The organism is Dokdonella sp. GW821-FHT11D02 (genome assembly GCF_058808595.1).
The window spans coordinates 1,318,178-1,331,541 of the sequence record NZ_CM179520.1; the positions used below are offsets into that span (position 1 = coordinate 1,318,178).

Here is a 13,364-nt window from a genome sequence, read left to right on the forward strand (position 1 = left end):
CCCGCTCGCGGGAGAGGTGAACATCCGCGGCGGCGCGGACCTATGAGGCCAAGGCCGTATCGACGATCGCCTGCGCTTCGCGCAACAGTTCCTGCAGATGCGCTTCGTCGCGGAAGCTCTCGGCGTAGATCTTGTAGATGTTCTCGGTGCCCGACGGCCGTGCGGCGAACCAGCCGTTCGCCGCGACAACCTTGATACCACCGATCGGCGCGTCGTTGCCCGGCGCACGATCGAGCACGGCGAGGATCTTCTCGCCGGCGAGCGTGTCCGATTTCACTTCGGCCGGCGACAGTTTCGACAAGCGCTTCTTCTGTTCCAGCGTCGCCGTGGCGTCGACGCGCAGCGCGTGCGAGCCGCCGAGTTCGGAGGCGATGCGCGCGTAGCACTCGCCCGGATCGCGCTCGCTGCGCGCGGTGATCTCGGCGGCGAGCAGGGCGGCGGCGATGCCGTCCTTGTCGGTGCTCCAGGCGCGGCCGTCGCGACAGAGGAAGGACGCACCCGCGCTCTCCTCGCCGCCGAAGCCGAGCGAGCCGTCGAGCAGGCCGTCGACGAACCATTTGAAACCCGCCGGCGTCTCGTACAGGCGGCGTCCGAAACGTGCCGCGATACGATCGATCAGCGCGCTGCTGACCGCGGTCTTGCCCACCCCGGCGTCGGCACGCCACTGCGGCCGGTGCCGGAAAAGATAATCGACCATCACCGCGAGATAGCGGTTGGGCAGCATCAGGCCGGCGCTGCGCGCGACGATGCCGTGGCGGTCGTGGTCGGTGTCGCAGGCGAACGCGACGTCGTAACGGTCCTTGAGATCGATCAGTCCGCGCATCGCGTAGGGCGAGGACGGGTCCATGCGCACGCGGCCGTCCCAGTCCAGCGTCATGAACGAAAAGGTCGGATCGACGCGCTCGGCCAGCACGTCCAGTTCGATGCGATAGTGCTCGGCAATGCGCCGCCAGTAATGCACGCCGGCGCCGCCGAGCGGATCGACGCCGAGCTTCGGCGCGGCCGTACGGATCGCGTCGAAATCGATCACCTCGCCGAGACCTTCGACGTAGCGGCCGAGGAAATCGTACTCGTGCGTCGTCGCCGCCTTGCGCGCCTGCGCGAACGGCAACCGCCGCACCTCGCGCAAGCCCTCGGCGATCAGCGCGTTCGCGCGAGCCTCGATCGCCGCGGTCAGGCCGGTGTCGGCCGGGCCGCCGTTGGCAGGGTTGTATTTGAAGCCGCCATCAGCGGGCGGATTGTGCGAGGGCGTGACGACGATGCCGTCGGCGAGACCGCGTGCGCGCCCGCGGTTGTGCGCCAGGATCGCCTGCGACACTGACGGTGTCGGTGTGTACTCGCCACCGAGCGAAATCATCGTCTGCACGCCGTTCGCCGCCAGCACTTCGAGCGCGGACTCGAACGCCGGCACCGACAACGCGTGCGTATCGATGCCGATGAACAACGGCCCGTCGATGCCGTGCGTGCGGCGCGACTCGCAGATCGCTTGCGTGATCGCGAGCACGTGCTGTTCGTTGAAGCTGGCGTCGAACGAGCTGCCGCGATGGCCGGAGGTGCCGAAGGAGACGCGTTGTGCGGCGATTGAGGCGTCTGGTGTGATCGCGTAGTAGGCGTCGACCAGCGCGGCGACGTCGATCGGCGGCGTTTCGCGCGCCGAGTGGCCGGCGAGCGGCGAAAGATTCGTGCTCATGCCTGGCTCCTGCGCGCGCGATAGCGCCGGATCAGCGCGTTGGTCGAGCTGTCGTGCGCGAGCTTGGGTTCCTGCGCGCCGCTCAGTTCCGCCGCCGTGGTTTTCGCCAGCGCCTTGCCGAGTTCGACGCCCCATTGATCGAAGGAATCGATGTCCCAGATCGCGCCCTGCACGAACACGGCGTGCTCGTACAACGCGACCAGCGCACCAAGCGCATGCGGCGTCAGGCGGTCGGCCAGGATCGTCGTGCTCGGGCGGTTGCCTTCGAACACGCGATGCGGCACCAGCACAGGCGGCGTGCCTTCGGCGCGCACTTCGTCCGCGTTCTTGCCGAAGGCGAGCGCCTCGCTCTGTGCGAAGAGATTCGCGATCAACAGATCGTGCTGGTCGCCGAGCGGCGCCAGCGCATTGCAGAAGCCGATGAAGTCGCAGGCGATTCCGCGCGTCCCTTGATGGATCAACTGGTAGAACGAATGCTGGCCGTTGGTGCCGGGCTCGCCCCAGTAGATCGGGCCGGTCGAGTAGTCCACGCGACGGCCGTCGTGCGTCACGCTCTTGCCGTTGCTCTCCATCGTCAGCTGCTGCAAATAAGCCGGAAAGCGTTTGAGGTACTGCTCGTAGGGCAGCACTGCGACGCTGTCGAGGCCGAGGAAGTTCGTGTTCCAGATGCCGATCAGCCCCATCAGCGCGGGCAGGTTGTGCTCGAACGGCGCGCTGCGGAAATGCTCGTCCATCGCGCGGAAGCCGGCCAGGAGCTCGCGGAAGCCGTCGGGCCCGATCGCCAGCATGGTCGACAGGCCGATCGCCGAGTCCATCGAATAACGGCCGCCGACCCAGTCCCAGAAGCCGAACATGTTGGCGGTGTCGATGCCGAACGCGGCGACTTCCTTCGCGTTGGTCGACACCGCGACGAAATGCTTGGCGACCGCCGCCTCATCGCCCCCGTATGCGGCGAGCGTCCAGGCGCGCGCCGCGCGCGCATTGGCCAGCGTCTCCAAGGTGGTGAAGGTCTTCGAGCAGACCACGAATAGGGTTTCGCGCGGATCGAGATCGCGCGTCGCTTCGAGGAAGTCGATGCCGTCGACGTTGGAGACGAAGCGGAACGCGATGTCGCGCCGGCTATAGTGGCGCAGCGCTTCGTAGGCCATCACCGGGCCGAGATCGGAGCCGCCGATGCCGATGTTGACGACGGCGCGGATCGGGCGGCCGTCGTAGCCGGTCCAGGCGCCGTTGCGCACGCGCTCGGCGAACGCGGCCATGCGCGCGAGCACCGCGCGCACTTCCGGCACGACGTCGCTGCCGTCGACTTTGATCGCCACATCGGAGGGAGCGCGCAGCGCCGTGTGCAGCACCGCACGTTGCTCGGTGGTGTTGATGCGTTCGCCGCGGAACATCGCTTCGATGCGTTCGCGCAGGCCGACCGCAGCGGCCAGCTCGAGCAAGCTGCGCAGAATGGCATCGTCGACGCGTTGCTTGGAGTAGTCGAAATAAAGCCCGGCGGCTTCTGCGGCGTAGCGTTCGCCGCGCGCGGGATCGGCGGCGAACAGTTCGCGTAAGGTTCGTCGTGCCTGCTGCTGTGCCTGCACTTGCAGGGTTTGCCATTGCGGACGCGCGGTCAGGCCCGCGCCGGCCGTGGTCGGTTCGCTCATCCGGCGCTCCGCTGTGATCCGAGGCTGGCGCTCTTGTCGGCGATGCGTTGCAGCAGCTGCCGCCACGACTTTACGAACGCCTCCGCGCCTTCGCGTTGCAGACGCGCGGCGAGCGCGCCGAGATCGACGCCTTCGCCGACGAACTCGGCCAGCACGCTTTCCGCATCACCGCCGTCGGCGGGCATGGCGCCCTTGATCTCGCCGTGCTCGGCCAATGCGTGCAAGGTCTTTTCCGGCATCGTGTCGATCGTATCGGGTGCCGCGAACGCTTCGACGTAGAGCGTCGCGCGCGCATCCGGGTCCTTCACGCCGGTACTGGCCCAGAGCAGGCGCTGCGGCCTGGCGCCGGCCGCGGCCAGCCGCGCCCAGCGCGGCGAGGCGTAGAGCTCGCGATAGGCGCGATAGGTGCGCTGGCCGATCGCGATGCCGAGGCGGTTGTGCAGCGGCGCCGGCACCGAGTCGGCCACGGCGCGGTCCCAGCGGCTGATGAACAGCGAGGCGACCGAGCCGACGCGTGGATCGAGTCCGGCATCGAGGCGCCGCTCGATGCCGCGCAGGTACGCTTCGGCCGCGGCGAGGTAATGCTCACGCGAGAACAGCAAGGTCACGTTGACCGGCACGCCGGCGAAGATCGATTCTTCGATCGCGCTGACGCCGGCGGCGGTGCCGGGAATCTTCACGAAAAGGTTCGGCCGCGCCGCCTGCACGTGGATCGCTTTGGCCGAGGCGACGGTCGCTGCGGCATCGTCGGCGAGCAGCGGCGAGACTTCCATCGAAACCCAGCCGTCTTCGCCGCGGCTGGTGTCGTGGATGGTGCGGAACAAGTCGGCGGCGCGGCGCAGATCTTCCAGCGCGAGTTCCACGAACAGCGCTTCGCCGGCGAGGCCGGCGCGCGCCTTTTCGGCGATGCCGGCGTCGTAAGCCGCGGTCTTGCCGATCGCTTCGTCGAAGATGGTCGGGTTCGAGGTCAGGCCGGTGACCGACAGCTCGTCGATGTAGCTCTGCAAGGAGCCGTCATCGAGCATTTCGCGAGTGATGTTGTCGAGCCACAGGCTCTGGCCGAGTTCGTGCAGGAGGCGGGTGGGTTTCATGCGGGGTTCCGGGGTCGACACCGACGCGGCGCGCCGGCGCAAGGAGCGGCAAAGGATTCGGCAGGCGTCCGCCGGCGCGACGCGCGGCGGTTCGGCGAATCAGTTCGGGGCACGCGGCGAGGGCAGCCTCATGCGCCGACGATACACCGAGCCGCGCTCTTGTCCCAACTGGAGGGTGAGGGCGATCACAGGCCCGGCAAGTCGCCCGGCCGATGACGTCGACGCTCGCCTCGCAAACGAGTTAGCGCGGTCCGGGTTCGGAGCGGAAGGAGGGGGCACGTCCTTGTGCCCGAGCCTTGTTCAAAGGCCGGCTTCGAAGCCGTTGCAGAAGACGGTATCGCCGATGCGGCAAGTCAGCGGGATGGCCAGCGCCACCAGATCGACTTCGTCCTGATCGACACGCGGAACGCCGATCAGGGTTGCCTGACCGGTGTTCTTGTCGATGCTGTACATGCCGTTCGCGCCAAGTTCGAGGTTGGAGAAGTAGAGCGTCCCGCCGGCCGGATCGAAGGCGAGGCCTGCGGTGAAGATCGCCGGAACCCCGAGCGGGCCGACCACGGTGGCAGCGCCGGTGCTCTTGTCGATCTTGACCAAGCTGTCGCTCACTTGTTCGATTCCGTAGAGCTGGCCCTCTGCGTCGACCGCGATGCCGGTGATGGCGATGCTGCTGGAGCCGGTCGAGATCGTCGCCACGAAGGTCGTCGCGCCGGTAGCGGGGTTGATGGTCGACAAGGTTTGTCCGACGTTTCCTCCAATCCAGTACAGCGTCTGCGTGGTCGGGTCGACGGTCATGCCCCAGATGTCGTCCGTCGGCGGAGGCGCATCGGCGATTCGCGTCAGCGCGCCGGTCGTCGTATTGATTCGGTAGAAGCCGGTATCGCCGAGCGCGTACAGATCGGTGCCGAGGAAGGCCGAGCCCCAGATGGTCGCGCCGTTGGGTGAGGGTCCGATCCGCGTCGGCGCGGTGGGCGCGTTGAAGTCGAGCGAGACGAGCGTGCTGGCCTCGTTTCTGGTGATGATCGCGTAGCCCTTCACGGCAGTGGCGGACGGAAGCGGCGGCACCGGCGAGGCGGCAGCCGGCATCGCGACGGCGAAGCCGATCAATGCGGCGAAACCGAAACTCCGCGCGCGCTCGTAAAATCCGCGTTCAGCGTGAATCGGGCGGGGTTGTTTCGTTGTTGAAAAATATAATTCTCCACTGATTTCATTTGTGAGTCGCGTCCTTATCATGATGCATTTCCAGTCAGGGATGAGTGCCGGACTGTAGCAGCTGAAATTTGCAAGAAATGCAATTCGACGCGGTTATTCGTCTTTGCGCAGATTACGAATTTCTCGCTTAAGTCATCGATGGAGGCTCGACGAAAAGGCGCACACCGACGCAATCGCGCGGACGCAAGTAACTGGTGAGCAGAAGATTTACGGATGCCGTTGCGGAAGCAAGCGTGCGAGCCGACCGGCGATCGAGGAACATCCTCGGCTGAACGAGGACACGAATATTTTCAGTATTCAGGATCGGTTCTTCGAGATCGAAAAGCCCGAGGCGACGAAACGGCGCTATTCGTCCAGCCCGCTTTGGCGTGCGTCGCGTCGCCTCGACGCGACAAAGTTGGCGATAGCCAGACAGCAGGCGGACCGCAGCACGGCGTAGTTACGGTTCCAGCCAGACCAGCAGGGCGAGCACGAACGCGGATGCCGCGATCACGCCGAGCGCGAGCCTCGGCGACATGCCATACCGTACCTTCACGACTGCATCGCAGCGCGACGCGCTTTGAAACGGTCGAGCGCGGCTCGCAGTTCGAGGCTGCGCTCGTGCAGCGCCTTGAACTGCGCCCGCGATTTGATCACCGCATGCACGAGCTGCGCGCGCTGCAGCAAGTCGTCGCGGCGGCGCAATTGGCCGGCCGAGCACAGATGCGCACAAGCGGCCTTGGCGCGCTCGAGTATGGCGACGGCGGCCATCACGTCATTGGCGGCATTCTTGCTGGGCATGGCGATCTCCTGATCCTTCGAAAGCGGCCGTCTCGAACGAGAGCACCGCGGGTCGTATGAGGAGGGTTACGACGTGTGGGGCAGGAAACTGCCAATGGCGCGCGCGCGATCAGCGATATCGCAGGAAGAGCCGGCATCGATAGGCGCGTATCGGTTTCTGCGCATTGAGGTATCAGGGGCCGCATGAGTGCTTGTTGGCGCGCCGTGGCGATGTCAGGCTGGCTCTGTACAGCCACTCGACCTAAGCCACCCGATGGACGCCACCATGCGCTTCGCGATCTCGGCCATCCTGCTTTTCGCGACCGCCGCTCACGCGGACATGATCCGCATCGAGGGCAAGGTTCTGACCGACGGTGATTCGCCGGGCAAGGCGCGCCAGCTGCTGGGTACGCCCAATCTCGTCACGCGGCTCGAGAGCGTGTACGGCGGCGCCGAAGGCGAACGCTGGGACTACTACCGCGACGGCAAGACCATCGAGATCACGGTGCGCGACGGCAAGATCGCGCGGATCGTAGAGAGAAGGTAGCTTCCGGTGGCGAAGTCCTTGCGCGTGAGCGCGCAATGGACCGGGCCTCGCTCGCGAGAATCTGTCGATGCCGAGGACTACGGCCTCGGGTAGCTCACGCGTCGGCACGATACAGCGGCGCGGGCGAGTCCGTTTTGCGACGAAGGTGGACGGTGCGTCGGCCGTATCTTCCTGCGACCCGCCCATCTCGCCTCAGCTCCGCCGCGCCGTCCGCGCGTCGATGTTGCATGAGGCTGGGGGCAAGTGACGCCCTCAGGACCCGTGCGCATGTATTTGCCAATCCGGCGGCCGCCGAGATCAGGCGTAAGATTGCGAATATCATCACAAAACTGCATTGAGACGACTCTACGATTTAACGGCTAGTTGCCTGCGCTATTTGCAGTGATCGCGACGAGTGCCGAGTTTCAATGCGGTAGTTCATATTATAGATATTTGTATATTTAGATTTATACATTCGCCGATCGAATGGCGTCTCCATCCCGTCGGCGACAACGAGGAGGGGCACAGTGAAGATCGAATTCGTCCAGCTGTTCGAACGCCTCCGTGCCGTCCAGTTCGCCACACACAGCGAAAAAAGGACGCGAGAGGTCGCTGCCGCGGCCCTGCTCTTCATCGGCGGCGGGGCCGGTTTGACTTCGACTTTTCTGCCGGAAATTCCGCCTACCTACAACATCCCGTTGGTGCGAGCGATAGCCGGCTTCACGATTGTTCTCGCCGCGCTGGAATTCTTGCTCGGCAACAAGTGCCCTGCTTGGCGGCACCACATCTTCGAAGGTGCCGGCACCTTGTTGATCGGCGGCGCCATCTACGCGACCGGTGGCGGCGACGTCTCGGTCGCCGCGGCGATGGCTTCCATTCTGGTCATCCTGGACGCGACGATCTTTCTTGGCGCTACTGCGATGATTCTTCACGCCACTGCGTTGATCGCGGTGAACGTGATCGCCCTCACGCTGGTGCCGGACATTTCGTCCGCCTCCCTCTTCTTCGTCATCGCAGTTCTCGCCGGTTCCGCCGTGGTTTCGCATCGGATCATTCGGCAGCGCGAAGCGGTCGACAGCGATTTCGTGACCGGCTTACTCAATCAGCGCGGCTTCGAACGGCTGCTCGACGAGCAGTTGAGCAGAATTTCGAAGGTGCGCGACGGCTCGTGGCCGGCGTTGTGCCGGCTGCATACCGTGCATTCTCCGCAAGGAGAGGCCGGAAGTTCGCTCACGGACGAAGAGCTGCAGGAAATCGCCCAGCGATGGCAGGCGCTGCTGCCGGCCGGTTCGCTGTTTGGTCATTTCGGCGGCGGGCGCTTCGCGTTCTATTGCTCGACCGGTTCGCTGATCGAATGCGAGGCGAGCGTGCGGCGGCTGGTCGGGCAGGTCGAGAAGGGGCGCGGCAGCTGTGCCGGAGTCGCCATCGTGGAGCCGGGCGACGACGTTTCGACCTTGTCCAGCCGAGCCGCCTCCGCGTTGTCGATGGCGAGACGGCGTGGCGCGGGAAGCATCGTGCGCCATCCGGGCGCCTACAACGGCAGCGTTCAAATACGTGAAGCATTGGCCGACGGTCAGTTCGTCTTGCTGTTCCAGCCGATCGTGCGGCTCGGAGACAATCAGATAGTGGGAGCGGAGGCGCTGATCCGTTGGCGCCATCCCAAGCGCGGCCTCATCGATCCCGGCGATTTCATCGCCGACACCGAACTTACGGGAGCGATCGTCGAGCTAGGGCAGTGGGTGCTTGCCGAAGCCTGCCGCGAGGCGGTCAGGTGGCCGAGCGTCGCCGGGAGACTGCCTTACGTCAGCGTAAATGTTTCCGGGCGCGAACTGCGCGAGATCGGTTACGCCGACAACGTTCTTCGAGCTCTGATTTCGTCGGGGCTGAGAGGAGAGCGGCTCGTTCTCGAGTTCATCGAGACCGACTACGACGACAACAGCAAAAACGTCGCCGACAACTTGAGGCTCCTGCGGCAAATGGGCGTGCGGGTGGCGATCGACGACTTCGGAACCGGTTCCTCGAACTTCACGCGTCTGGATCGGCTGGACGCCGACATCCTGAAGATCGACAAATCCTTCGTTGCGCACGTGAAGGACCATCGTGCATCGACGCCGATCACCTCGGCTATCGTCGCGATTTCGCACGTGCTCGGTTTGCCGGTCGTCGCAGAGGGCGTGGAAAACCGCGAGCAAGCCGCTTGGCTGCGCGCGCGCGGCTGCTATGCCGCGCAGGGCTATCTATACAGCGCCCCGGTGGATGCGGCGGCGATGTTGCAGACTTTCTCGCGTTCGCTCGTCGATCGGGCGATGGCGGCTTCGATTTCGGAGCTGACGGCAAGCGTACCGAATACTTGGTTGGAGGGAGCCTCCGCGAAATCGACCGGTAACGGCGGGCTCGGCGAGCGCGTCGCAGGAGGCTTCTTCTAGATGCCTTCTATACAAGCGAGCTCATCGGCGGCATGAAGCAATTTAGCCGTTTCGCCGGCCTGTGCCGTGCTCATGGAGAGCGACACCAGGCCGGCGCCGGAAACAGTTTGCACCTTACTCTTTCCCTTGCTTGTCGCCGCAAACCCGGAGCTGCAGAAGCGGCTCGGCGATCTTCCTCTCACTCGATCGGCGCACCCATGCTGCGCACGACGACCCAGCGACCATCGCGCTTCTTCAAGATGTCCGAGTAGACCAGATTGACGGTGACTTCCTTGCCGTCAGTGGTTCTTTTCTCGGCAACATCGCCCTGAACCAGGGCGACATCGCCGAAGATCTGCACGTCCATCGGTCCCAGCTCGAACCATGTGAGCTTCTTCTTGCCGGATTTGATGTTGCGCAGGAGCGTCTCTTTGTTGGTGATGCTGCCGGTCAGCCCAATCGTCATCCAATCGTCGCCGAAGATCTGGTCGAGCTTCTCGACGTCCAGCGCGATCATGGCATCGCCCATATCCTGCCCGACCTGCTTGACGGCTTCGATGTCGGACGAGTTACCGGACGCTCGCGGCGGGGCGGCCCAGGCCGAAACGGCGATGACGGAAGCGAGTAGTACCGACACAGTAAGTCTTTTCATCTTCGCATCTCCTTCTCGATTGGCTGTGCGGGATCGAATCGAACGCGCTGCGCCCAGGCTGCCGCGCGGACGGTCTCGGCTCGGGGCGCGGAGCTGGCAGCGCCATCGACTTCGGAGCGTCGAAACCAGCGTAGGAGTCGTGCGCGGCTGCGGCGAGACCGCTCGCTGCACGGCATCCGCCGTTCACTGCATGACGCGGGTTGGCCGGTTTTGGCTTGATGTATCGTACCGGCCGTGATCGACCTTCGAACCCAAGCGGGCCGCACTCGTTGGCTCTGGATTGCCGCGGCCTGGAGCGCGTGCGCGCTGTTCGACGCCAGCCAAAACGTGATCGTGATGCGCGTGGTGGAGGGCAGGTATCACTCCTGGCTGCCGCTCCTGGCGACCGAACTGGCCTTGTGGTTGCCGTGGGCGCTGGCGACGCCCGCGATCATCGAGTTGGCGCGGCGATATCCGCTGGTCCGTGGCGTCAGCGTGCGCGCGATCGTCGTGCATCTCGTTGCGTTCGCCACCATCAGCGTGATCGTCGAGATGTGGTCTGCGTGGCTGCAGGTGCTGTTCAACCCGTGGGGGAACAAGCGCTGGCCCACGTTCGCCGATACCTGGAGCAAGTCGCTCGTCTACCAGGTGTTCACGTTCGCCATCGCCTACGCGCTGATCCTGACCGTGACGTATCTGGTGGACGCGCGCGACCGCATCGCTCGCCAGATGACGGAAGCTGCTCGTCTCAATGAAGAGCTGTCCAAGGCGCAGCTCACGGCGCTGCGCAAGCAGCTGGAACCGCACTTCATGTACAACACGCTCAACGCGATCGCCGGGCTCGTGCGCGATCGGCGCAACGACACCGCGGTCAACATGATCGTGGGATTGAGCGAATTCCTGCGTCGCGCGACGGAGAGCTCGCACCGAGCGCAGGTGAGCTTGGCCGAAGAGGTGGAGTATCTGCAGCGCTATCTCGATATCCAGCAGCTCCGCTTCGGCGATCGTTTGCGCGTGAACCTCGACATCGCCGACGGATTGCTTCACTCGAAGGTACCGAACCTGCTGCTGCAACCCCTGGTCGAGAACGCCATCAAGCATGGAATCTCCAAGCGCCTGGCCGGCGGCACGGTAAGGGTCACCGGCAGCGCCAGCGACGGCATGCTTCGGCTGAGCGTGTCCAACGACGGCCCGTGCTCGCAGGAAGATCTCGATGCGACGCGCAGCGGCGTCGGCCTGGGCAATCTCCGAACCCGTCTGCAGATTCTGCACGGCGACCGGTCCGGCCTGGTGCTCAAAAGCGCCGGTGCCGATGGCGTCGAAGTCGTGGTGACGCTGCCGTTGCAGGAGGCCTGAGTGGCGGCCTTGCGCGCCCTAGTGGTCGACGACGAGGCGATGGCGCGGCGCAGCCTGGTGGTGTTGCTGCAACGCGATGCCGATATCGGCGCGGTCGTCGAATGCGGTTCGGGTCAGGAAGCGATCGACGAGATGAGGCGCACGCGGCCGGACCTCTTGTTCCTCGACGTCCAGATGCCCGAATGCGACGGCTTCGACGTGCTGGAGCTGATGGGACACGACATGCCGGCGGCCGTCATCTTCGTGACCGCCTATGACGAATACGCGCTGCGTGCGTTCGACGCCGGCGCGCTCGACTATCTGTTGAAGCCGTTCGACGACGCGCGCTTCGATCGCGCCCTGCAGCGAGCCAAGAACCGGTTGGCGCTCGAACCGACGCACGCGCGCCGTTCGATCACCCAACTCGTGGTCAAAAACCGCGGGCAGACGCTTTTCGTGAACACATCGGACGTGGATTGGATCGAAGCGGCGAACTACTACGCGTGCCTGCACGTCGGCAACGACACGCACATCGTGCGTCGAAGCCTGCAGGCACTCGAGCAGGAATTGGACGAGAGAACCTTCGTCCGCATCCACCGCTCGGTCATCGTGAACTGCGAAAAAGTCCGCGGACTCGAACTGCAGCGCAGCGGCGAGTATGAGGTCGCCTTGCACTCGCAGGTTCGGCTGCAGTTGAGCCGTCGGTTTCGTAAGCGTTTCCAGGAACGGATGGGGGCGATGGGGGAGCGTGGCTGAAGCGTGGAATGTGCTGATTCCCGGTGCCGCCACCCGTAGGGATCAACATCGTTGTACCAACTATCGCTCCGCCGACGCCTAGCGGGCTAGCGAAAGTAGCGCGACTGGTTTGCCGAGACGGTGTTGGAGAAGCGCTGAGGGCCAGCCACTGCTCACTCTCGCGGGTGGCACGCCGGTGTGGGGCCTTAGTCAAAATGGTAATACCATTCGCGCCCGTGCCAGATCTGCCGGAAGCCATGCGCTCCGATCAGTGGTCGAGCGCCTGCCTTCCTACTCGCGAACCTAACGCCGCATGAACCAAAGCAACTACGACTTCCGCCAATTTCAACAAGAGCTAGCAGCGCTCGATCGCAAGAGTGACGCGCAGAAAGTCGAAGCGGGAGCGTCTGAGCCCGACTCCAAAGAAAGCCGTATGCGGCAAGCGAGGGCGGAGTTTCTGGACCTGCGGAAGCGCTACAAGCTGACCGTCGCTCATGTGATTGCATTCTTTCCGGAAGAGGAGGGCGTTACTTACCTGCAAAAGCTCATCGCAGAGCAGGAAGGCGGGCGGAAGCGTCGCACGAGAGCCGCAAAGACTACGATCGAGTAGCTCGTCAGAACGGCGACCGATCGCTCACCTATGACGGACGAGGAATTCCTGGCGATCGTCCAGCAACAGAAGGAATGAATCTCAATCGAAGATTCAATTGGTTATTGCCTGTCCTTCGATAGGTACCGATCGACGGGCGTTTTGAAGCCTAGTGCGTACGCTCCGAATATCCATCCCGCCCATATCGTGCCCGGCACGACAACGGCCAAGCTACCGTTAGTGCCGAGGATCTGGATGTTGTTAACGGTCAGGTTGTACATGATGAGAAAGAGCGAAATTGCTCCTCCAAGGGCGAAGAACCCGGCTAGCACCCGTGTGACGAAGTTCCGCATGGTCGCCCCCTAGAGCGTTCGTCGGTGCGGCTTGTATGACCGAGCGCACCGATCCATAGCATGCCGACACGGATAGCCAGAAGATAGTTCGTGTCCGTCAATACGCTGAGGATCCCCAAAGTAATGAGTAGGGGCTGGCGAGTCTGCCGACATACTCACGATGCTATTCACATTTCCGCCGGATGCCACCGTACGTCCAAGGACATCGCCGGACGCGGAAGGGCTTATTTCAGGCTGTTTTCGCGTCTTGCGTGGACGTCCTCGGACATCGCCAGACGCTGAAATGGTGGCCGGGGACGGAATCGAACCGCCGACACGGGGATTTTCAATCCCCTGCTCTACCAACTGAGCTACCCGGCCATGCGTGCTGCTTGCGTGCGACCGGAGGGCGG

At 64.2% G+C, this 13,364-nt stretch carries 11 protein-coding genes and 1 tRNA gene; 5 read left to right on the forward strand and 7 right to left on the reverse strand.

Translation table 11 applies throughout. The features are described 5' to 3' along the window. Positions 1-40: 40 nt before the first annotated feature. From pgm to AC3QL3_RS05615, 5 genes are all read right to left on the reverse strand, one after another. Positions 41-1,690, reverse strand: a complete 1,650-nt coding sequence (pgm, locus tag AC3QL3_RS05595) for a phosphoglucomutase (alpha-D-glucose-1,6-bisphosphate-dependent) (protein WP_492897355.1) — start codon at positions 1,688-1,690, stop codon at positions 41-43. Next, on the reverse strand, positions 1,687-3,339 hold the full coding sequence (pgi, locus tag AC3QL3_RS05600) for a glucose-6-phosphate isomerase (RefSeq protein WP_492897356.1): 1,653 nt from the start codon (positions 3,337-3,339) through the stop codon (positions 1,687-1,689). Before pgi ends, pgm begins: the two co-directional genes overlap by 4 nt. Further along, a complete protein-coding gene (tal, locus tag AC3QL3_RS05605) occupies positions 3,336-4,430 on the reverse strand; it encodes a transaldolase (protein ID WP_492897357.1) in 1,095 nt (364 codons plus the stop codon). Before tal ends, pgi begins: the two co-directional genes overlap by 4 nt. 300 nt (positions 4,431-4,730) lie before the next feature. Then, entirely contained in the window at positions 4,731-5,660 is a 930-nt protein-coding gene (locus tag AC3QL3_RS05610; RefSeq protein ID WP_492897358.1) for a DUF6923 family protein, read from the reverse strand. Between the two features lie 510 nt (positions 5,661-6,170). Then, complete coding sequence (locus AC3QL3_RS05615; RefSeq protein ID WP_492897359.1) at positions 6,171-6,419, reverse strand: hypothetical protein; 249 nt, start codon at positions 6,417-6,419, stop codon at positions 6,171-6,173. Positions 6,420-6,672: 253 nt separating this feature from the next. Here AC3QL3_RS05615 and AC3QL3_RS05620 point away from each other — a divergent pair, with 253 nt between their 5' ends. Then, positions 6,673-6,945 (forward strand): DUF2845 domain-containing protein, encoded by a 273-nt coding sequence (locus AC3QL3_RS05620; RefSeq protein WP_492897361.1) that lies wholly within the window; start codon positions 6,673-6,675, stop codon positions 6,943-6,945. Positions 6,946-7,730: 785 nt separating this feature from the next. Continuing rightward, positions 7,731-9,350 (forward strand): putative bifunctional diguanylate cyclase/phosphodiesterase, encoded by a 1,620-nt coding sequence (locus AC3QL3_RS05625; protein ID WP_492897362.1) that lies wholly within the window; start codon positions 7,731-7,733, stop codon positions 9,348-9,350. A 178-nt stretch (positions 9,351-9,528) separates the two neighbouring features. Here the strand turns inward: AC3QL3_RS05625 and AC3QL3_RS05630 are convergent, their stop codons facing one another. After that, the gene (locus AC3QL3_RS05630) at positions 9,529-9,966 is read right to left on the reverse strand and encodes a nuclear transport factor 2 family protein (protein WP_492897363.1); all 438 of its coding nucleotides are present in this window, start codon (positions 9,964-9,966) and stop codon (positions 9,529-9,531) included. 249 nt (positions 9,967-10,215) lie between these two features. Here AC3QL3_RS05630 and AC3QL3_RS05635 point away from each other — a divergent pair, with 249 nt between their 5' ends. From AC3QL3_RS05635 to AC3QL3_RS05645, 3 genes are all read left to right on the forward strand, one after another. Next, entirely contained in the window at positions 10,216-11,316 is a 1,101-nt protein-coding gene (locus tag AC3QL3_RS05635) for a sensor histidine kinase (protein ID WP_492897365.1), read from the forward strand. Further along, positions 11,317-12,051, forward strand: a complete 735-nt coding sequence (locus AC3QL3_RS05640; protein ID WP_492897366.1) for a LytR/AlgR family response regulator transcription factor — start codon at positions 11,317-11,319, stop codon at positions 12,049-12,051. A 292-nt stretch (positions 12,052-12,343) separates the two neighbouring features. Continuing rightward, positions 12,344-12,640 carry a 2-hydroxyacyl-CoA dehydratase gene (locus AC3QL3_RS05645; RefSeq protein ID WP_492897367.1) on the forward strand — a complete coding sequence of 99 codons (297 nt, stop codon included), beginning with the start codon at positions 12,344-12,346 and terminating at the stop codon, positions 12,638-12,640. 616 nt (positions 12,641-13,256) lie between these two features. Here the strand turns inward: AC3QL3_RS05645 and AC3QL3_RS05650 are convergent. Then, positions 13,257-13,332: transfer RNA gene (locus tag AC3QL3_RS05650), tRNA-Phe, on the reverse strand. Positions 13,333-13,364: the final 32 nt, after the last annotated feature.

Bases quoted from the DNA above. Each gene is read 5' to 3' on its own strand.
- pgm (WP_492897355.1), bottom strand. From the start codon at position 1,690: ATGAGCACGAATCTTTCGCCGCTCGCCGGCCACTCGGCGCGCGAAACG.
- pgi (WP_492897356.1), bottom strand. From the start codon at position 3,339: ATGAGCGAACCGACCACGGCCGGCGCGGGCCTGACCGCGCGTCCGCAA.
- tal (WP_492897357.1), bottom strand. From the start codon at position 4,430: ATGAAACCCACCCGCCTCCTGCACGAACTCGGCCAGAGCCTGTGGCTC.
- AC3QL3_RS05610 (WP_492897358.1), bottom strand. From the start codon at position 5,660: ATGATAAGGACGCGACTCACAAATGAAATCAGTGGAGAATTATATTTT.
- AC3QL3_RS05615 (WP_492897359.1), bottom strand. From the start codon at position 6,419: ATGCCCAGCAAGAATGCCGCCAATGACGTGATGGCCGCCGTCGCCATA.
- AC3QL3_RS05620 (WP_492897361.1), top strand. From the start codon at position 6,673: ATGGACGCCACCATGCGCTTCGCGATCTCGGCCATCCTGCTTTTCGCG.
- AC3QL3_RS05645 (WP_492897367.1), top strand. From the start codon at position 12,344: ATGAACCAAAGCAACTACGACTTCCGCCAATTTCAACAAGAGCTAGCA.